The 19,064-nt window shown below is 62.7% G+C and carries 22 protein-coding genes; 14 read left to right on the top strand and 8 right to left on the bottom strand.

Features of this window, described 5'->3' with window-relative positions; translation table 11 throughout:
• Nucleotides 1-302 precede the first annotated feature (302 nt).
• Both J2R78_RS38155 and J2R78_RS38150 read left to right on the top strand, forming a co-directional pair.
• The gene (locus J2R78_RS38155) at nucleotides 303-545 is read left to right on the top strand and encodes a hypothetical protein (RefSeq protein ID WP_253608856.1); all 243 of its coding nucleotides are present in this window, start codon (nucleotides 303-305) and stop codon (nucleotides 543-545) included.
• An 86-nt stretch (nucleotides 546-631) separates the two neighbouring features.
• Entirely contained in the window at nucleotides 632-1,297 is a 666-nt protein-coding gene (locus J2R78_RS38150) for an FMN-binding negative transcriptional regulator (RefSeq protein WP_253608855.1), read from the top strand.
• A gap of 273 nt (nucleotides 1,298-1,570) precedes the next feature.
• Here the strand turns inward: J2R78_RS38150 and J2R78_RS38145 are convergent, their stop codons facing one another.
• On the bottom strand, nucleotides 1,571-2,374 hold the full coding sequence (locus J2R78_RS38145; protein WP_253608854.1) for an alpha/beta fold hydrolase: 804 nt from the start codon (nucleotides 2,372-2,374) through the stop codon (nucleotides 1,571-1,573).
• Between the two features lie 116 nt (nucleotides 2,375-2,490).
• On the opposite strand from J2R78_RS38145, the gene J2R78_RS38140 reads away from it, so the two are divergent.
• The 6 genes from J2R78_RS38140 (at nucleotide 2,491) to panD (ending at nucleotide 7,527) form a co-directional block, all read left to right on the top strand.
• Complete coding sequence (locus J2R78_RS38140; RefSeq protein WP_253608853.1) at nucleotides 2,491-3,429, top strand: LysR family transcriptional regulator; 939 nt, start codon at nucleotides 2,491-2,493, stop codon at nucleotides 3,427-3,429.
• Nucleotides 3,430-3,885: 456 nt separating this feature from the next.
• The gene (locus J2R78_RS38135; RefSeq protein WP_253608852.1) at nucleotides 3,886-4,623 is read left to right on the top strand and encodes an ROK family protein; all 738 of its coding nucleotides are present in this window, start codon (nucleotides 3,886-3,888) and stop codon (nucleotides 4,621-4,623) included.
• 129 nt (nucleotides 4,624-4,752) lie between these two features.
• Nucleotides 4,753-5,013, top strand: coding sequence for a PepSY domain-containing protein (locus J2R78_RS38130; protein ID WP_092086263.1), 261 nt, complete (start codon nucleotides 4,753-4,755; stop codon nucleotides 5,011-5,013).
• A gap of 183 nt (nucleotides 5,014-5,196) precedes the next feature.
• Nucleotides 5,197-6,480, top strand: a complete 1,284-nt coding sequence (locus J2R78_RS38125) for a cystathionine gamma-synthase family protein (protein ID WP_253608851.1) — start codon at nucleotides 5,197-5,199, stop codon at nucleotides 6,478-6,480.
• 112 nt (nucleotides 6,481-6,592) lie between these two features.
• Nucleotides 6,593-6,895 (top strand): putative quinol monooxygenase, encoded by a 303-nt coding sequence (locus J2R78_RS38120; protein ID WP_057019963.1) that lies wholly within the window; start codon nucleotides 6,593-6,595, stop codon nucleotides 6,893-6,895.
• Nucleotides 6,896-7,137: 242 nt separating this feature from the next.
• On the top strand, nucleotides 7,138-7,527 hold the full coding sequence (gene panD, locus J2R78_RS38115; protein WP_253608850.1) for an aspartate 1-decarboxylase: 390 nt from the start codon (nucleotides 7,138-7,140) through the stop codon (nucleotides 7,525-7,527).
• A gap of 11 nt (nucleotides 7,528-7,538) precedes the next feature.
• On the opposite strand, the gene J2R78_RS38110 is transcribed toward panD, so the two are convergent.
• Nucleotides 7,539-7,889, bottom strand: coding sequence for a zinc ribbon domain-containing protein YjdM (locus tag J2R78_RS38110; RefSeq protein ID WP_028332282.1), 351 nt, complete (start codon nucleotides 7,887-7,889; stop codon nucleotides 7,539-7,541).
• Between the two features lie 273 nt (nucleotides 7,890-8,162).
• Between J2R78_RS38110 and J2R78_RS38105 the strand changes: the two genes are divergently transcribed.
• Nucleotides 8,163-9,392 carry a S1C family serine protease gene (locus J2R78_RS38105; RefSeq protein ID WP_253608849.1) on the top strand — a complete coding sequence of 410 codons (1,230 nt, stop codon included), beginning with the start codon at nucleotides 8,163-8,165 and terminating at the stop codon, nucleotides 9,390-9,392.
• Between the two features lie 38 nt (nucleotides 9,393-9,430).
• Here the strand turns inward: J2R78_RS38105 and J2R78_RS38100 are convergent, their stop codons facing one another.
• Nucleotides 9,431-10,426 carry an LLM class flavin-dependent oxidoreductase gene (locus J2R78_RS38100; RefSeq protein ID WP_253608848.1) on the bottom strand — a complete coding sequence of 332 codons (996 nt, stop codon included), beginning with the start codon at nucleotides 10,424-10,426 and terminating at the stop codon, nucleotides 9,431-9,433.
• Between the two features lie 85 nt (nucleotides 10,427-10,511).
• Between J2R78_RS38100 and J2R78_RS38095 the strand changes: the two genes are divergently transcribed.
• Nucleotides 10,512-10,652 (top strand): hypothetical protein, encoded by a 141-nt coding sequence (locus J2R78_RS38095; RefSeq protein ID WP_253608847.1) that lies wholly within the window; start codon nucleotides 10,512-10,514, stop codon nucleotides 10,650-10,652.
• A gap of 184 nt (nucleotides 10,653-10,836) precedes the next feature.
• Here J2R78_RS38095 and J2R78_RS38090 read toward each other — a convergent pair whose 3' ends face one another.
• Nucleotides 10,837-11,565, bottom strand: coding sequence for a hypothetical protein (locus tag J2R78_RS38090; RefSeq protein WP_253608846.1), 729 nt, complete (start codon nucleotides 11,563-11,565; stop codon nucleotides 10,837-10,839).
• Between the two features lie 311 nt (nucleotides 11,566-11,876).
• On the opposite strand from J2R78_RS38090, the gene J2R78_RS38085 reads away from it, so the two are divergent.
• Nucleotides 11,877-12,467: a hypothetical protein gene (locus tag J2R78_RS38085; protein ID WP_253608845.1), complete on the top strand. Its 591-nt coding sequence runs from the start codon at nucleotides 11,877-11,879 to the stop codon at nucleotides 12,465-12,467.
• A gap of 316 nt (nucleotides 12,468-12,783) precedes the next feature.
• Complete coding sequence (locus J2R78_RS38080; RefSeq protein WP_253610021.1) at nucleotides 12,784-13,908, top strand: metallophosphoesterase; 1,125 nt, start codon at nucleotides 12,784-12,786, stop codon at nucleotides 13,906-13,908.
• A 97-nt stretch (nucleotides 13,909-14,005) separates the two neighbouring features.
• Here the strand turns inward: J2R78_RS38080 and J2R78_RS38075 are convergent, their stop codons facing one another.
• The gene (locus J2R78_RS38075) at nucleotides 14,006-14,260 is read right to left on the bottom strand and encodes a hypothetical protein (RefSeq protein WP_063790162.1); all 255 of its coding nucleotides are present in this window, start codon (nucleotides 14,258-14,260) and stop codon (nucleotides 14,006-14,008) included.
• A 283-nt stretch (nucleotides 14,261-14,543) separates the two neighbouring features.
• Nucleotides 14,544-15,239 carry a hypothetical protein gene (locus J2R78_RS38070; RefSeq protein WP_253608844.1) on the bottom strand — a complete coding sequence of 232 codons (696 nt, stop codon included), beginning with the start codon at nucleotides 15,237-15,239 and terminating at the stop codon, nucleotides 14,544-14,546.
• 352 nt (nucleotides 15,240-15,591) lie between these two features.
• Between J2R78_RS38070 and J2R78_RS38065 the strand changes: the two genes are divergently transcribed.
• On the top strand, nucleotides 15,592-16,299 hold the full coding sequence (locus tag J2R78_RS38065; protein ID WP_168859022.1) for a L,D-transpeptidase: 708 nt from the start codon (nucleotides 15,592-15,594) through the stop codon (nucleotides 16,297-16,299).
• Nucleotides 16,300-16,485: 186 nt separating this feature from the next.
• The gene (locus tag J2R78_RS38060; protein ID WP_253608843.1) at nucleotides 16,486-16,782 is read left to right on the top strand and encodes a lysozyme inhibitor LprI family protein; all 297 of its coding nucleotides are present in this window, start codon (nucleotides 16,486-16,488) and stop codon (nucleotides 16,780-16,782) included.
• Between the two features lie 133 nt (nucleotides 16,783-16,915).
• Here the strand turns inward: J2R78_RS38060 and J2R78_RS38055 are convergent, their stop codons facing one another.
• Both J2R78_RS38055 and J2R78_RS38050 read right to left on the bottom strand, forming a co-directional pair.
• The gene (locus J2R78_RS38055; RefSeq protein WP_253608842.1) at nucleotides 16,916-17,770 is read right to left on the bottom strand and encodes an SDR family NAD(P)-dependent oxidoreductase; all 855 of its coding nucleotides are present in this window, start codon (nucleotides 17,768-17,770) and stop codon (nucleotides 16,916-16,918) included.
• A 483-nt stretch (nucleotides 17,771-18,253) separates the two neighbouring features.
• Nucleotides 18,254-19,051, bottom strand: coding sequence for an RNA-directed DNA polymerase (locus J2R78_RS38050; RefSeq protein ID WP_253608841.1), 798 nt, complete (start codon nucleotides 19,049-19,051; stop codon nucleotides 18,254-18,256).
• Nucleotides 19,052-19,064 lie beyond the last annotated feature (13 nt).

The raw sequence follows: 19,064 nt of genomic DNA, 5'->3' as shown, positions 1-19,064 counted from the left end.
GGAATATTTTCTTATTCTGATATCGACATGTTTTGCTGAGTTGTCCGTCGGGCTGTCTTGTCGCAGGCGGCGGAGCCGGTTTGATTTGCGGGTTCGCGTCGGGATCTCGTCTGTCACGCTGCGATCAACCGATCGTGTCGGGTCGACGTGGAAGAAGATGCACGGGTGGACTGTCCTGCATCCAAACGCTTGCCTCATGGCGTCGGAACAAGACGGCAGAGCGATCGATCTTGATGTGAGCGCGAACCGATCGGCGGGCGGCGAACAATGCGCCGGCGCGCCGAGTCCAACAGGAGCAACTGATGTCCAGGATCAAACAGATTGCGGCCGCGCTGACCGCGCTCGCCATGCTGACGGCGTCGGCCATGGCACACGAAGTGCCGGCGGCGGGCCCATCCGCGCTCGCGAAGAGCCATGCCGCCGCCGGCCGCTGGAGCGGTGGTCCGCCGCGCATGGCGGTCCCGCATTTCGGCGAGTCCGAGGCGCCGCCGCGCGACCAGCCCGGCGGCGTCTGCGATCACGGCGACAATGCCAGGATCTGCTGAGCCGGATCGTGCATGGCGGTGATCTCCGGCGAAAGTTGCGCTAGCCTTGCTGGGTCGTCTCCCTCCAGCTCGCGAGCGCTGCCGCCATGCACATCCTCCGTCCCCAGTTTCGCATTGAGCAAGACCGCGCGCTCGCCTTTGCGGCGGCGCGCGGCTTCGGCGCCATCGTCGCCGCCGATGCACGCGGCCCGCGCGCGTCCCACGTGCCGTTCGTGATCGAGCGGCGCGACGAGCGCATGATCGTGCAGATCCATCTCACCGCGAAGAATCCGCTGGTCGAGCTCGCCGACGGTGTCAGGCGCTTCCTCCTGATCGTCTCCGGCGATGACGCCTACATCTCGAACGACTGGTATGTCTCACCCGACAACGTTTCGACCTGGCTCTACGAGGCGGTGCATTTGTCCGGCGTCGCGCATCTGCGCGATCACGGCGAGAACCGCGGCCATGGCGACGCGCTGCTCGCGGTCTCCGAGGCGCGGTTGCAAAAGCAGCCCTGGGACCTGACGCAGATGGAGCCCGGCAAGCGCGAAGCGATGCTGGCGGGGATCAGGGTGATCGACATCGTCGTCGACGAGATCGAGGGCCAGTCAAAGCTCAACCAGCACAAGAGCGATGCGGAATATGTCGCGCTGGTCAATCGCCTTGCGCGGGCGCAGGAGACGGCGAGCCAAAGGCTGGCGGAGAAGATGCGCGCGTTGCGGCCGGAGCTTGGATACGACGTTGGACGGCACGGACGGGTCAGCTCCGTGTAACCCGGCGCTGTCTCAAGGCGGCAGAGAGCGGATTACGCTTGCGCTAATTCGCTCCACAGAGCCGATCGGCATTGGGTCCGCAAACCTGTTGTTAAGAATCGCTCCGCGCTGATTTGTTCGATTCCGATTCGTTCTTTGCGAACAAAATGGAGTCGAATGGGGAACATGTGGTGCGTGATCCATGTAGCCCGCATGAGCGAAGCGATATGCGGGGCCCGATCACGTACTCTTGGAGCGGTCCCGGATGTCGCTTCGCTCATCCGGGCTACACAGTCATAGGGCGGAGAGCGCCAGGAAGCTCACGACCTCGCTGTTGAATCGATCCGCCTGCTCAATATTGAGGATATGAACGCCGGGCAGCAGAACGAGCTTGGCATCGGTGATTGTCGCGGCGATATCAGCGCTATGATTGGCCCGCGTGACCGCGTCGCTCTCGCCGCCGATCACGAGGGTCGGCGCCGCAATCAGCGAGATGACGCGGCGGAGATCGACGTCGCGCAGTGCGGCGTAACATCCGGCGAGACCGCGCGGCGGCGTGGTCAGCACCATGTTGCGGAATTCGTCGACGACCTCGTTCGGCGCGGCCAGCATCGCTGCCGGAAACCAGTTGCGCATGAAGCCGTCTGCGATTCCATTCATGTCCGTGGCCGCGAGCACCGCGCGGATCTGTTCGTCGAACGCCAGTTCGGACGCCAGATAGGACGAGGTGTTCGAGAGGATCAGGCGGTCGATGCGGTCAGGCGCGAAGATGCCGAGCCATTGCCCGACGAAGCCGCCGAGCGACAGACCGAGGAAATGCGCGCGATCGATGCCGAGGGCGTCGAGCAGTTCGACCACGTCGCGGCCGAGCCGGTCGATCGAGTAGGCGCCCACCGGTGCGTCCGACCCGCCGTGACCGCGGGTGTCGTAGCGGAGCACCCGAAACGACCGGCTGAGGGCCGGCATCGAACGATCCCACATGTGCAGGTTGGTGGCGATCGAGTTCGACAGCGCGAGCACCGGCCGATCGACGGGGCCGTCGATACAGTACGCAATCCGGCAGCCATCCGCCGTGGTGAAGTGTCGATCGCTGCTCATCTCGTCAGTCCCTTGTGCTGGTGGAAGCCGGCAGGCTTCGCGTCGAGCCAGGCTAGGACTCGCGCCTCCGAAGAAAAATTACTAAGATTGATCAATCTCTGTAGGTTTTATGGACAATGGATCGGATCAAGCTGCACGATTTGCGCTGCTTTGACGCTGTCGCGACCAAGGGAAGCTTTCAGGCCGCCGGGACGGCGCTGAACCGGTCGCACCCGTCGGTGTTCGCGGCGGTCGCCCGGCTCGAGCAGCAGCTCGGCCTCACGCTGTTCGATCGCAGCGGATACCGTATCGGGCTGACGGACGCCGGCCGGACGTTTCACGCACGCGCGCAGGTGACGCTGCGCGAGCTCGATCTGCTGCAGGGGTATGCGGAGCAGCTTGCCGGCGGAGAAGAGGTCGTCCTGCGCGTCGTCATCGGCGACCTGTGCCCGCGGCCGCCGGTGCTGCAGATGCTCTCGGCGTTCTTTGCCCGCTATCCCAACACGCGCCTGCACCTGGAGTATGAGGCGGTCGGCGGGCCGCTCGAGCGCCTGATCGATGATAACGCTGATCTGGTGTTTCATCGCGCGGAGCCGTCCGATCCGCGCTTCGAACAGATCAAGCTCTCGCGCACGACCATGGTGCCGGTCGTCGCTCCCGGCTTTCTGCCGTTTGCGTGGACGAAGCGGATCTCGCCGGAGCAGATACGTCCCTTCACGCAGTGCGTCATCCGCGACACGGCGCGGCGAGCGTCGTCGGAAAACTTCTTCCTGATCGAAGGTGCGCACCGGTGTAGCGTGCCGGACCAGATGATGAAGAAGGAGCTGATCCTGCATCGTCTTGCCTGGGGCCATCTGCCCGCATGGCTGATCGAGGACGAACTGCGGGACGGCAGGCTGATCAGCATCGCCGGACCGAATTTTCCGGGCCGCGAGGAAAATCTTGCGGCAGTCCGTCATCGCCAGCATTCGCACGGACCGGTCGCCGAAGCGCTCTGGCTTCACCTCAAAGGCTGGCGGCTCGCTCAGCGTGCAGGGCGGGCGGCCCGACCGGTCCGCGCGAAGCACGGCCGATAATCGGCGCGGAGTAACCCGACGCAGTGATGTCGTCGATGGATGTCCGATTACGCTTGCGCTCATCCGCCATACCAAGTGCCGCGGCATCGAGCGCGCAAACCTCTTGTTAAGAATCGCTTCGCGCCGATTTTTCGATTCCGATTCGTTCCTCGCGAACAAACTGGAGTCGGATCGGGAACGCTGCCTTAGTGCGACTCATCGATCGATCAGTGATGCGGGAGAACGCAGTGTGCCTGAGATGCGCCGCGGTGTTGCACGCCGAGAGCAATAATCCCATCATGATACAACATCGATTGTTCGGATGCGGTCGATGTATGTGCGTTGTTAACATCTGGATCGCGCCGATTTTCCTGATTCCGATTCGTTCTTGGCGAACAAATTGGAGTCGGATCCAGAACGCCGCTGTGGCGCGCGATACGTTTCTCTGCTCCACTCGGCGCATAGGAGAGCGGATTGATGGCCAAGAAGGCAGGCAACAAGACCAGCAAGAAAATGAACAGGCCCGCGTCGCGGCGCACGGTGCTCGTGATCGACGTCGGCGGCACGCATGTGAAGGTCATGACCGACAAGGAGCGCATCAAGCGCGAATTCGAGTCAGGTCCAACTCTGTCCGCGACCGAGATGGTGCGGCAGGTCAAGCTGCTCACAAAGGACTGGTCCTATGATGTGATCTCGGTCGGTTATCCGGGACCCGTCGTTCACAACCGTCCGCTGACCGAGCCGCACAATCTCGGCCGCGGCTGGGCCGGCTTCGATTTTCACCGGGCGTTCGGCCGCCCGACCAGGGTCGTCAACGATGCGCTGATGCAGGCGATCGGCAGCTATCAGGGCGGCCGGATGCTGTTTCTCGGGCTCGGCACCGGCCTCGGCTCCGCGATGATCGTGGACGGTGTCTACGAGCCGATGGAGCTTGGTCATTTGCCGTACCGCAAGGGCGCGACGTTCGAGGATTATGTCGGCGCCGCGGGTCTCGAGCGGCGCGGCCGGAAGAAATGGCGCAAGAGCGTCGACGACGTCATCGCGCGGCTGTCCGCAGCGCTGGAGCCCGAGTACATCGTGCTCGGCGGCGGCAATGCCGACAAGGTCGACAACCCGCCGCCCAAGGTGAGGTTCGGCGACAACGCCAACGCATTCGAGGGCGGATTTCGAATGTGGAAGAAGCGAGCGCGCAAGGCGAACGGCGCGGGTCGATGAAACCGGAACCGCCACCAAATCGCCGCAACTGCCGAAGTTTCGCGCTGCATCGTCACCCCTGTTGTCGGAACTGATGGGTGCGCCGCTCGTTTTATGCGGCATAACATCCTGTTCCATGAGGAGTGAGCCATGCGAAGTTTCATTATTCCCGCGATCGCGGCCCTGGCGATCGGCGCAGCGACGCCGGCGATGGCCTACGATTCCGGTAGCCAGATCTCGATGGAGGCCGCGCTCGATGTCGCGACCGGTCTCGGCATCGTGACGGTGTCCAATACCCAGTTCCTCGGCGACGAGTGGGAGGTCGAGGGGCGTGACCGCCTCGGCCGCTGGATGAAGGTCGATGTCGACGCGCGGACCGGCGAGGTGCGCAACGTGGATCGCGGCTGGTAGCCCGCGTCTTCACCGCTGCGTGAAAATTCGGAACGGCCGGCGGAGCAGGGCGCACGCCGGCCGTTCGTTATCCAGAACTGTCTGATGCCGTGCTTTGGCTGAATGGCATAAAGCTGGGGTATGCTGGTCCCATCATTCCGGGAATCGCCGCCAGCGCGGCGGCCCGTGAACAGGAGACCGGCCATGACAAAACCGTTTCCGTCCAAAACCCATATCGGCAATCACCTGCTGCATCCGGAAACCCAGATGCTGAACTACGGCTACGATCCGCAGCTGTCGGAGGGGGCCGTCAAGCCGCCCGTGTTCCTGACCTCGACCTTCGTGTTCCGCACCGCCGAGGACGGCAAGGACTTTTTCGACTTTGTCGCGGGCCGGCGCGAGCCTCCGGAAGGCATGGGGGCGGGGCTGGTCTATTCGCGCTTCAACCATCCGAACAGCGAGATCGTCGAGGACCGGCTTGCGATCTATGAGCGCACCGAGAGCTGCGCGCTGTTCTCCTCCGGCATGTCGGCGATCTCGACCACGGTGCTGGCCTTCGCGCGGCCCGGCGACGTGATCCTGCATTCGCAGCCGCTCTATGGCGGCACCGAGACGCTGTTCACCAGAACACTGGCGGGCTTCTCGATTCACGCCGTGGGCTTTGCCGACGGCCTCGACGAGAGTGTCATCCGCGCCGCTGCCGACGAGGCGATGAAGAAGGGCCGTGTCGCGATGATCTTCATCGAGACGCCGGCCAATCCGACCAACGGCCTGGTCGATATCGCGCTGATGCGGCGCATCGCCGACGCGATCGGCAAGGCACAGGGCCATACGCCGATCATCGCCTGCGACAACACGCTGCTCGGGCCGGTGTTTCAGCGGCCGATCGAGCACGGCGCCGATCTCTCGCTGTACTCGCTGACGAAATATGTCGGCGGCCATTCCGACCTGATCGCGGGCGCGGCGCTCGGCTCGAAGAAGCTGATGAAGGACGTCAAGGCGCTGCGCGGCGCGATCGGCACCCAGCTCGATCCGCATTCCTGCTGGATGATCAGCCGTTCGCTGGAAACGCTCAGCCTGCGCATGGAAAAGGCCGACCGCAACGCGCGGATCGTCGCCGACTATCTGCGCGATCATCCCAAGGTGGCGCAGGTGCATTACCTCGGCCATCACGATCCGGCGTCCCCCGCGGGGCGCGTGTTCGCGAGCCAAAGCAGCGGTGCCGGTTCGACCTTCTCGTTCGATATCGTCGGCGGGCAGCAGGCGGCGGAGAAATTCCTCAACTCGCTGCAGATCTTCAAGCTCGCAGTCAGCCTCGGCGGCACCGAGTCGCTCGCGAGCCTGCCGGCCACCATGACGCATTCCGGCGTGCCGGCCGACATCCGCAAGCGGATCGGCGTGCTGGATTCGACAATCCGGCTCTCGATCGGGATCGAGCATCCGTCCGACCTGGTGGCCGACATCGCGCAGGCGTTGAGCCGGGTGTGAGCCAGTCAAAAGCGTGTAGGATGGGTCGAGCCAACGGGGCCGCGCGTCGCGCGGCCCGATGATAAACTCCACGAAACCCGTCCTACGGGCTACCAACCTCCGGAGAGAGTGCATGCTGGCAATCACGGCGATCATCCGCGCGAAGAAGGGCCATGAGGCGGCGATGCGTCAGGCGTTGCTCGACGTCGTCGAGCATGTCCGCGCCAACGAGCCGTCCACCGTCGGCTACTACGTCTCGCAGGATGTCGACAGTCCGCGGATATTTTCGACGTATGAGCGATACCTGGATCAGGCGGCGATGGACCGGCACAACAATTCGCCGGCTGTGGCGCGCTTCTTTGAGGTCGCGAAGCCGATCCTCGACGGCGAGGTGATAGTGGTCTTGGCGAACGAGATTGCGAGCAAGCGAGAGTAGGGCGTTCGCTACCGGGTCACAAATAATAGCCTGCTCCGGAAAGGCTCCGCCGCAGCGCATTCATTCTCCGATTTCGGTGGCGCGGAGCATTGCAGCCCGGCGCGGTCGACGATTTCAGGACAAACCCATCGTCGCGGAACTGCGCTCGAAGCGAGCGTACACCCGGACAACGTTGACGCGGAGGCGGCGCGCCGTTATTGGCGGCGCGGAAAATTCCGACGCAACGATACGGGATGGTCTCGATGCAAGTGACTTTGATGAAGGGCAAGATTCATCGCGCGCACGTCACCGAAGCGGACTTGCATTATGAGGGGTCGATTTCGATCGACCGCAATTTGATCGAGGCCGCCGGTTTCCTCATCAATGAACGTGTTGACATCTATAACATCGACACCGGCGCGCGGTTCTCGACCTACGTGATCGAGGCGCCGACGGGATCGGGCACCATCGGCCTCAACGGCGCGGCCGCACGGCTTGCCATGGCCGGCGACAAGGTCATCATCGTCGCCTATGCCAGCTTCGACGCCGACGAGGCGCGCAAATTTCATCCGCGGGTCGTGCTGGTCGACGACAAGAACCGGCACATCGCGAAGGCTGCCGCCGCACCGGCGAAAGCCTTGGCGGATGCGTAAGCTGGGCTACGCTAGGCCTTCTTGACGAACTCCGATTTCAGATTCATCGCGCCGATGCCGTCGATCTTGCAGGCGATGTTGTGTCCGTCGCTGCCCTCGGTGAGGCGGATGTTCCTGACCTTGGTGCCGCCCTTGACCACCGACGACGAGCCCTTGACCTTGAGGTCCTTGATCACGATGACGCTGTCGCCGTCCGTCAGCGGGTTGCCGTGCGCGTCGCGCACGCCCGCTTCCTGCGCGGTCTCGGCGGCCGCGGCCGCATCGCTGCTCCACTCATGGGCACATTCCGGGCAGACCCAGAGAGCGCCGTCCTGATAGGCATGCTCGGAATTGCATTTCGGGCAGTTCATTGCGGCGTCCATAGTCGAGATCGTCTCCGTCGTTGCGGGCGCACCGTAGAGGCACAGGCGGCCAAAGCAAGCAAAAACCCGGCGATTTGATGCGCAAAGCGGCGCAAAGGTGGCGAGCCACTCGTCCACCCGCGGATGCCGGTGGAACGGTCTGCGCCTCTATCCGTTGCCGTCCGTCGCTCGGCATTGCGCCCCTGTGCTGCAGGGAACGGTTCACTGATCGTCGCGTCCGGGCCGGCAATTCATCCAGGAGCAATCGGCTGATCCCAAACATGGACGCGGAAGATGAATCAGAGAAATTCGGCCTTCGTCTGCCTTCGCACGTCGCTCGTCACCGCCGCCTTCACGTCGGCGTTGCTGGTGGGCGCTAGTCTTGTGAGCGCAAGTCTTGCCCACGCACAGCCAGTGAATTCGCGCGCGGATCATGGCAATGGTGGTCCTGGCGAGTTCGCCGACCTTGCCGAGAAGGTCGGGCCGGCCGTGATTGGCGTCAACGCCAAGGTGGCGGCTGCGGCGGATGACGACGATTCTTCTCCAGGCGAGTCTCCCGGTGACTCCCCCGGCGGTTCTCTCGGGCCGGACGGCTCTCCCGATCAGGACACGCCGGGAAGGGCCGTTCCGGATCCCGGCAGGCGCGGACCGGGCAATCTGCCGAAGTTGGGTGAGATGACCTCGATCGGTTCGGGCTTCTTCATCTCGGCGGACGGCTATGCAGTGACGAACAATCATGTCCTCGGCGGCAGCGACCGCGCCGACGTCCGCACCAGTGACAACAAGGTCTACAAGGCGAAAGTCCTGGGCAAGGATCCGGTCAGCGACCTGGCCCTGCTCAAGGTCGATGGGCGGACCGACTTCAGCTATGTCAAGCTCGCGGATCAAGCGCCGCGCACCGGCGATTGGGTGCTCGCGGCCGGCAATTCATTCGGCCTCGGAAACACCGTCACCGCGGGAATCGTCTCGGCGCGTGCGCGCGACCTGGAGACCGGGTCGTCGGAAGATTTCGTCCAGATCGACGCGCGGATCAACCGCGGCGATTCCGGCGGGCCGAGCTTCAACACGCATGGCGAGGTGATCGGCGTGAACAGCCTGATCTTCTCGCCCTCCGGCGGCTCGGTCGGTGTCGCGTTTGCGATACCCGCCGATACCGTGAAGACGGTGATCCCGCAGCTGAAGGACAAGGGCATGGTCACGCGCGGCTGGATGGGCGCCCAGATTCAATCGATCACCCCCGGCATTGCCGAAAGCTTAGGTGCGAACAATCTGCACGGCGCGGTCGTGGTCGGCGTGCAGACCGGCGGTCCGGCAGCGAAGGCCGGATTGAGGCGAGGCGACGTGATCACCTCGGTCAATGACGAGCCGATCAAGAGCGCCAACGAGCTGACCAAGAAGGTCTATGCGGGCGCGCCGGGCAGTTCGGTCAAGCTTTCGATGCTGCGGGACAATGCGCCGAATTCGCTGAGCGTGACGCTCGGCCAGCTCGCACAGTCGCAGGCGCCCGCCGGCGCGCCGAAGTGAGGCTGCGTTAGTGCGTAGGCCACTACCCATCCTGCAGGCTACGTCTGCGGTGTGATCCCGCCGGCCTGGGCGATCAATTCGAACGATCGCAGCCGCTTCTGGTGATCATAGACGTCGGACACGATCATCAGCTCGTCGGCGCCGGTCTCCGCGACCAGCGCGTCGATGCCGGCGCGCACCGTCGCGGGCGAGCCGATGATGGAGCGCGCGAGCATCCGCATCGCCTGCACCTTCTCCGACGGCGACCAGTAGCTCTCGATGTCGTCGATCGGCGGCTGGCTGAGGCCGCGCGCGCCGCGGAAGATGTTGGTGAACGACATCTGCTGCGTGGTCGCGAGCCGCCGCGCCTCCTCGTCGGTGTCGGCGGCGATGATGTTGACGCCGACCATGGTGTAGGGACGATCGAGCTGCTCCGACGGCTTGAAGCGGGCGCGGTAGATCTGCAGCGCCTGGATCAGCAGCTCGGGGGCAAAATGCGAGGCGAAGGCGTAGGGCAGGCCGAGCTCGCCGGCCAGCATCGCGCCGAAATTGCTCGAGCCGAGAATCCACAGCGGCACGTCGGTGCCGGCGGCCGGCACCGCCTGGATGCGCTGGTTGGGACCGGCGGCGGCGAGGAAGGCCTGCACCTCGAGCACGTCCTGCGGAAAGTTCTCGGCGGATTCCGGCGTGCGGCGCAGGGCGCGCAGCGTGAGCTGGTCGGTGCCGGGCGCGCGGCCGAGGCCGAGGTCGATACGATCGGGAAACAGCCGCGCCAGCGTGCCGAACTGCTCGGCGATGACATAGGGTGCGTGGTTCGGCAGCATGATGCCGCCGGCGCCGACCCGGATGGTCTTGGTGCCCGCCGCGATGTGCCCGATCACGACCGACGTCGCGGCGCTGGCGATGCCCGCCATGTTGTGATGCTCCGCCACCCAGATGCGGCGATAGCCGAGAGCCTCCGCATGCACGGCGACATCGCGCGCGTTATAGAGCGCGCCGCGCGCGTCGGTTTCCTCGGTGACGCGGACGAGATCGAGAATGGAGAGGGCGGCCACGGCGACTCCGGAGCGTTAGGGACGGGGAGCCGATGGTATTTGGCTGTGTCCAGGTGGATGCGAAACGGCGGGGAACAGCCGGTTCATGCAGATGCATATGGATGCGGTCGCCATGCCGGTCAATCCGCCTGATGCGATCGACGAAGCAGGGCTGCCCATCCAAAATATCGAAAACAACCCCATGCAAAGGTGCAGGTTGCCGCAGGCACTCGGAAACGCGCCTTGACGCGTCGGGCAAATCGGTGATATTTTTCCATTATTCCGAAATAGTGCAGGCAGTCCATTGCTGCACAATGGCTTCGGCGGTCAGCAGCGTAGCGTAGGATGGGTAGAGCGCAGCGAAACCCATCATCTCGCCACTCGGCTTGCAGCCTGATGGGTTTCGCTTCGCTCTACCCATCCTACAGTCCTCATTCGCACGCTCGACCACCGCTATCGGAGAACCGACGCGTCAGTCCCCAGACGATTGCGGCCGTGGCTGAAGTCGCGAGCAGATGCTTCAAGGTGTGTCCGCTGACGTACTGAAGCGTGTCTGCGATCTGATGGTCGAGCACCTCGGCGATCTTGGCCACAACGTACAACATCATCGCGGCGGCGAATGCGATGCGGTCGGCGCGCGGCGCACGATAGATCGACTGCCAGAGCGGGATCAGGATGAGCGGGAGGACCTGCAGCAGCAGATACGGTCGAAGGTCGCCCGTACCATGCCGGTCGGTGGCGACCCACCACGCGACGCTGGCGGTGGCGTAAAGCCCGAGAACGATCGCTTCGATATTCGTCTTCGATCCCGGCTGGGTGTCGCCGCGGACGCCGACGAGCAGGCCCGCGCCGGCAAGCGCAATCGGCAGCATGTCCCAGGTCAGCCGGCCATTGCCGGGGGCGAGGTGAAAGAACGCGGACCCGAAGGCGGTCAGGAACAATCCGATCAGGAACAGGCGGTAGCCCGGCCATCCGGTGCGAAGCTGATCGCTGTTGCGGTGAGGGCGCAGCGCCAGCCAGCCCCAGCTCGCGACCAGGGCGAAGCCGATGTTCGACAAGACATCGCCTGCGTGGGGGATGCCCAAGAGGGCCGAGTGGTCGGCGAAATCGTTGTAGTGGGCCGGCTGTGCGATGCGTCCGTGCGCCGCGAATGCCGCCATGATGCCGATCGTGATGATCGTCGGGGCGTACTTGATCCACGATTTCACGGATCGGTTGGGCCCGATCGATCCGTCCGTCCAGGAGGTGGTTTGCATCACCGGCTCCGCAGAAATGAACATTGTTCAACAATAAATCAGGAAAATGAGCGATGTTCAAGTTTTATTTGAGAGGAGCTTTTGGCCGCCTTTGCAGCGGCTTTTGTGATTCTCGCCGCCGTTGCGTGCGGAAGGATTGCACCCGACGACCGCAGCTCCACATCTTGATGGATTGAGGCTGATCGTGCAGAAGCGGACTGTCGAAAGGCAAACCGATGCGGCTGGCGGATTTCGTCGCCAAAAGAAGACCGTCTTTCGCCGATATCGCCACAACGGCGGTGGCTTACGTTTGTGGCGAGGCGTTCGGGTGGGCCGGCGCTTTTCTGATCCTGTTGGCAGGTAGCATCAGCATCTACGCTGGCCTGGCCGTACTTTTATGTCTTGCGCTGTTTGTTACGCTGATCGTGCGGCGAGAACTCAAGCGGGACATCAGAGCCCTCGACGATCCCAACGACAATCCCCGAGCGAACCGATTGATCGGCGATACCTCCAGCGCCTCAATCAGAACGCATCGGAGCGCGCTTCGCCCGGCCGTGCCTCGTCCGGATCGTCGTATGACCCGCGCACTCGACGCCCTGGAAGACATGGCGGTTCGATTTGCGATCGAACTCTTCAAATCCGTCGCAATCATCATGGCTCTGACGCTGGGGATGGGCTTTGCCGCTGAAGTGGTTGCGTTCGTTCTGTCCGACCGGGATGTCAGTGGCGCCTTCGGTTCTGGTCTGGCCGGAGTTGCCGGCGGCGTACTTGGCCTGGTCCTCGCCGTCGTGATCGTGCTCAGGCGCATTGCGGATATCGAAGACTGATCGGGCGGCTTCTGGCGTATGCGCCATGACACAGGGGCGGCCAGCCCGTAGCCCGCATGAGCGAAGCGATATGCGGGGGCCGGTGGCGTGTTCTTGCGAGGCGGATCCCGGATGTCGTGGAGCCTGTCATCGGGCGCGCGTTCGCGCGACCCGTTGGCTCATCGGGCTACTGGGACAAAAGCGCAGGGCGTTTCGGCGAAGCGCGACTTGCCGAAAATGTGCTGACGATGGCGGCTTACGCCCGCGGCCGATCCACCCTACCTTCGCAGGGCGCCGACCCGCACAGCCTTAACCGATCCGATCCGGAGCGAGACCTATTCCCCAGCTCATATTCGGCCTGACCAGCCTGCTGATCCTGGCCCGCTTCATCTGGCCGCTCGACTGGCCGCTCGCGGCAAAGATCGTTGCCGCGTTGCTTGTGCTGGTCGCCTTGCAGTTTCACCGCTGGAACAGGCTGTCGTCGGGATCGGAATTCTCGCCGGAGTTTCCGCGTCCGGTGGTCGTCCTGTTCAACTGGGCGTTCGGCGCGATCATGCTGCTGGCGCTGCTGCAACTGGCGCTCGATGCCGGGCTGCTGGTTGCCGCGCTGATCCACGGCGGCTTCGTCGGCGCGCCTGATGGCGTCCGCTACGCACTTGCAGCGGTCGCGGCCGCAGCCGCCGCGATCGGCGTCCATCAGGCGATGCGCATTCCGCCGCTCAGGGATGTCGAGGTCGGGATCCGCGGACTTCCGCGAGCGTTCGACGGCTACACCATCCTGCAACTGACCGATCTTCACATCAGCCGGCTGTTTCCTGCGCCATGGGCGCGCGCCGTGGTCGAGCGATCGAACAAGCTCGGCGCCGACCTGATCGCGATCACCGGCGACCTGATCGACGGCACCATCGATGCGCGGCGGGGCGACATCGCGCCGCTGCGCGACCTGATGGCGGCCGATGGCGTCTACGTGATCTCGGGCAATCACGAATATATCTTCGGCTATGACGGCTGGATGGCGCACTACGAAGCGCTCGGCCTGCGCTCGCTCGAGAACCGGCACATCGTGCTCGAACGCGGTGGCGGCCGCCTGGTGATCGCGGGGATTACCGATCGCGCGTCGCGCCACCGGGGGCATTCCATCCGCGACCTTGCCGCGGTTCTCGACGGCGCCCCGAAAGGCGCGCCCATCGTCCTGCTCGACCACCAGCCGAGCGACGCACGAAAGGCAGCCCGGCTCGGCGTCGCGCTGCAACTCTCCGGACACACCCATGGCGGATTGATCCTGGGGATCGATCGCCTCGCCGCGCGCGCCAATGCCGGCTTCGTCTCCGGCCGCTACGACGTCGACGGGATGACGCTCTACGTCAACAACGGCACCGCGCTATGGCCCGGCTTTGCCTTGCGGCTCGGCCGCCCGTCCGAATTGACCCGGATCACGTTGCGCGTGGCGGGCGACACCTGACCGATCGATTGCAATGACGCCGTGACGCTTGCGATGGCGCGCCGAGGTGGCCGGGTTAGCGCGGACGTTCCGAAGGTCGCAGGAGGGTGAGAATCGGTCACTCACGTTCCAAGGCCGGCGGCTGCCATGCGTCGATCGCCGTCTCCGGGTAAATCTGCACCGAGCCGGGCTCGAAGTAGCTCTCGATCGCATATCCGAGCCTGGTCAAATCCGTACGATACCAACCAACGATTCGACCGCGCCATGATGCTCGCCCTTTCTTGGCGGCATAGTCACCCATCTGAAACTTTGCATCTGCGGGCCACGGATCGACCATCTCGCCTCCGACCGAATTGCCTTGAAAAGAAGACATTATGGCCGACCCATCTACGTCCGCAACGGGTCGATTTCGTCCCGCCGATCTCGGTCTGACAGCGGCAATGATCTTGCCAGCTTCACACCAATCTCTTCGCGATCGAGGTGCAGCGAAGGCGGCCTGAGCGAAACGAACAAGCACGTAACGAATAGGGTGGGTTCGCCAACGGATCGCGCGGAGCGCGTGTCCGATGATAGACTCCTCGTAACCCGCCGCTCGGCGTTACCGCGACGAAGGGCGGATTACGCTGCGCTAATCCGCCCTACGAGCCGCGAGATGTTCATCGCGTCGGTCTCTTTTGGTAGACACCTGAAAATGAGACGTTTGTCCCGCCGCAATGGAGGTTGTCGCCGACAACCAGTAACTTGCCGACGAGCTGCATCGTGACCTGACAGTCGAGTTCGTCCGTCCCGTCACCGAATTTCATCTTATCGCCTGAAGGTTTTGCTTCGTAATCAAGCTCGCCGGAATGGGTGCGGCTGCCCGAACCCCAAATGGCCTCGCCCTTGATGGCCAGCTGACCTTCCTCTTTCGATTTCGAGATGCGAATGACGTTGTCGTAGGCACGCCATTCGCCGAGCCAATCCCGTTCTGCCGGTCGTCGTATGTCCTCCTGCCACGCAAGCCTTTCGATCTCGATCCAGCCGACCGTCTCAGTGCCCTTGCGAGGTTGAAACCAACTGCATGCGAACTTGCCTGACGTCCGGGAAACAATGACTTCATCGTTGCGAACGACATAAGTTTTCAGACGACAGGCTTGGTCGTCGGGGCAACGCTCGTTGCCGTCGCCGCGGAAATAGATCCTGTCGCCGGCTGCGCCTTTGATCTTCGCCAGCCTGTAGTCGGTGCTCTCGCGCGGGAAATATCCGTTCCGACAAATGTTGTCGGCGTTGCCCTTGAGCTGGCCGGATGCGGGCGAGGTTTGGAGAATGCTCCATGCGAGGAGTCCGAGCGAAGCCTGGACAACGCGTCTCATTGGGTTTTCACCTTCGATTCATTTTCCGCATGGAATGCGGCAGGGTGGCGGGGCGGTGATTCCATACTAATTTGGTCCGACAAAGCGCCGCAGATCAATCGCATGAAAACGTGATCAATCAGTTGTTGCCATCGCGTAGGGCGGATTAGCCGAAGGCGTAACCCGCCGACCTTTAGCTCATTGAGCGAAGGCGGAAGCGTAATCCGCCGAAGTTCTCGCATTGTTCTCGGAAGGATTCACAAGACCATCTGTTGGTCAACCTCAGACAATGACGAAGAACTTTTCTTTTCCCTTCTACTGTATGCCAAAGTCTGCTTCGGCCGCGCAACGGGACAAGGGAAAATCAGAAATCATGATCATGGACCGTGGAATTGCCGACGCTGGTGCGATGGGCGAGGGCGCTCTGCCTGGGCCTCGGTCGCGGCTTCTCAACCGCCGGGCGTTTCTGGTCGGTTCTGCTGCTGGTCTCGCCGCACTGAGCCTGGCCGGTTGTGCGTCCGACTACATGAGCCTGGCCGAGGCGGAGAAGGTCTACGGGCCCGTGCCCGACGAGAAATTCCCGATCCCCGCGGTCGACGTCAGTAAGGTCGATCCGAAATATTTCCGCAAGACCGTGAAGTACCACAGCGATGAGGCGCCCGGTACGATCATCGTCGATCCGAGCAAATACTATGTCTACCGCATCGAAGGCGAAGGAAACGCGACCCGCTATGGCGCCAATGTCGGCCGCGATGGGTTCCGGTGGAGCGGGGAGGCTTATGTCGGGCGCAAAGCCGAATGGCCGACCTGGACGCCGCCCAAGGAGATGATCGCGCGCCAGCCGGAGGCGGGCAAATATGCTCGCGGCATGGCGGGGGGTCTCGACAATCCACTTGGCGCGCGCGTGCTCTACCTCTACCAAAATGGGGTGTACACGCTTTACACGATCTATAGCACCAGCGCCCCCGAAACGATCGGGAACGGTATTACGAGCGGCTGTACCGGCCTCCTCAGTCAGGACATGATCGACCTCTATTCGCGAACGCCCCTCAAAACGAAGGTGATCGTGCTGCCGGCGTAAACTGCGTCGGCCGTCGGCCCCAGGCGCTGCCAGGGACGCCTTTGTGCGGCGATGGTTGTCGAAAGACGCAGGCAGGGTGATTTGGACGTGGTGATGCTTTCGCGGAGGCCAGTCATTGTTGCGGCGATGCTCGTGCTCGGGACCTTATCGGTCCGCGCGCAGCAAAGCGTCGAGTATGATGCGTGCATGGACAAGGCCGAAGGGGTGTCGACGAAGATGCTCGATTGCGGCAAGACCGAAATCGATAAGTGGGACACGAGGCTCAACACCGCCTATCAAGCCCTTCTCGCCAGCTCGAAGGGCGAGGCGCACGCGCAATTGCTCAGGGAGCAGCGGGCCTGGCTGAAGCATCATCTCAGCGAAACCCATCGCCTCGCCGCGGACCCCAACAACGGCTCCGTCGCATTCCTCGACTCCCAGGCGTTCGAATTGAGGGACATCGCCGACCGCACGCTGCTTCTTGAAAAGCGTGCCAGCCGGTAGCCCGCAGGAGCGAAGCGATATGCGGAGTCGGGTGGTCACGTGCTGTGATGCTTGTCCCGGATGTCGCGGAGCCTGTCATCGGGCGCGCATTCGCGCGGCCCATTGGCTCATCCGCCCTACGCTTGCTGCGCGCTCATCGCTTCGGGGTGCGCCCGCGGATCCGGTCGAAGCCTTGCTTGATTGCGGCGAAGCGCGCGTCGACAATCGGCTCGAATTCGAGGTCGGTGAAGATATAGGGCCAGTCGTTTTCGATGCCTTCGCGGACGAGCTCACCGACATAGTTGGGATCGATGCCCTGAGAGACGCGTTGGCGGATCAGATTGATCTGCTCGGCAATCGGGCCCGACGTCGGCAAGGTACGGACCGCCCCCTCGAAGCGCTCGGGAAGGTTGCGCCTCGAGTTCACGATTTGCGTGCGGATGAACCCGGGACACAGCACCGATACGCCGATTCCGCGGGGTGCGAGTTCAAGCCGCAGTCCCTCGGATAGCGCGACAACGCCGTATTTCGAAACATTGTATGCGTTGCTGGCCCCTGAAATAAGACCGGCGATCGAGGCTGTGGAGATGATGTGTCCACCCTCGCCATGCTGCTCTATCAACGGCCCGAAAATCTCGATTCCCCAAACGGTCGCCATCAGGTTGACGCCCAGTGTCCAATCCCACGACCCGTCGGTCCAGGTGCCATAGGGCCCACCGCCACCAACGCCCGCGTTGTTGACGAGGATGTGCACCTTGCCGTAGCGGGCAGTCGTGGCTTCGGCGGCCGCCACGAGTTCGGGTTTGAGGGAGATGTCCGCTTTCACGCCGTCGACATCGACGTTGGTGCGCCTCAGTTGCTCGAGCGCCGCGGACAGAGCCGCTTCCTCAATATCGCAAAGCATGACCTTCGCCCCCGCCTGGGCCAAAGCCGTCGCGATCCCCAGTCCGATGCCCGACGCTGCACCGGTCACGAACGCGGTCTTTCCAGCGAGTTCTTTCACGCGCATTCTCCCCCCGCAAGCCGAGACCCTCGCCCCAAACGCCGAGTGCCCCCGGACGGTATATGACCGCACTTTCGCGCGATTGGGAAGCGTGCCGGATGTCTGCGTCTGGCCCAGGTGATCTAAGCGCGGAGCCTAGGATAGGGACAGCGAAGCGTAACCCGCCGCGATCGTTTTCACCGAAAGGGCGGATTATGCCTTCGGCTAATTCGTCCTACGCTTGCCTTGCTTTCATTTTCACGACCACGAAAGACAGCTCTGAATTTCTCTAATGGAGTATGGGTATTGGACGGGGATCTTTAGCTGAGGCCCTTGTTGGCCTCGGTAACGATCGCGAGTTGCCTTCCATACTCGACGATCAGATAGTTCGTGCCTTCCACGTAGCATCCAGGTGCGCGTATCTCGAATCCGATGCAATAGTCGTTGGGCCTGTTGATCATGTTTAGGGGGACGATAATGCCAAGTGCAGGCATCAACGTGGGCTGCTCCTTAAAGAGCGGCATTGTCTTGTTCGGGAAGAATGTCAGTCGGTATGGAATGACGCTGAAACCATTGTGCTTGGCCATTCCGAGCCTTTCGTATTTTGTGGTCAGCACCGTAACCGACCGCGCGCGACCCGGACCGTTCGAGAACGATGCGATCGACCGCCGAACCAATTATTTCGGCCGTTACCCTGGATATGTCAGTTCCGATCGGTACACCGACGGTTTGTCCTGATTGGCCCAGTCGCAGAGCCCAATCCATGTGGTTCCCGTAGTTGTTTGGATCGTTTGGATCCGTATTAGACTTTGCCGCTTGCTTCCCATGAAGGGCCCATGGGATCGAGTGCGTATAAATTGATGGATAGAATTTGGCGATGTCGGCCCTGATAATGTGCCGGGCACGCGCCGAGCGGTTCTTTGCTTCACGCTGCACGTTTTCAAAGGAGGGCGTCCGGATCGCGCGGTCCGTTCCTTGGCCGTCGGATAGGGAAAGCGGCGACGCAGTTGATTTTGAAGCGTTGCAATGATCCGCTATCTTGTCCCAATGCGAGGACAGCCAGCCCGATGCTAGCGCAACGGATATCGGGTGCATCAAATTGAACACTCGTCTTGAATAACCTCTTTTGGTGCAGCTGTAGGAAATGCGATCAAACGTGTGACCTTTTAAGTCAACGTCGACCCCGAGCTGGCACTGGTTAGCGAAGCCCACCGACGTAAAGATCGGAGGTAGTACTTCTGGCAAAAAGCCGAAGGCCGCGAATTTCCAGAAAGTGGGATGATCGCCGATGCTTACCTTGACAGGCATGTACCGCCCCGTA

This window comes from Bradyrhizobium sp. USDA 4538 (assembly GCF_024171045.1).
GTDB classification, from domain to species: Bacteria; Pseudomonadota; Alphaproteobacteria; order Rhizobiales; family Xanthobacteraceae; genus Bradyrhizobium; species Bradyrhizobium australafricanum.
The sequence above is the reverse complement of the archived record's forward strand: the minus strand, read 5'-3'. Positions and strand labels throughout refer to the sequence as shown.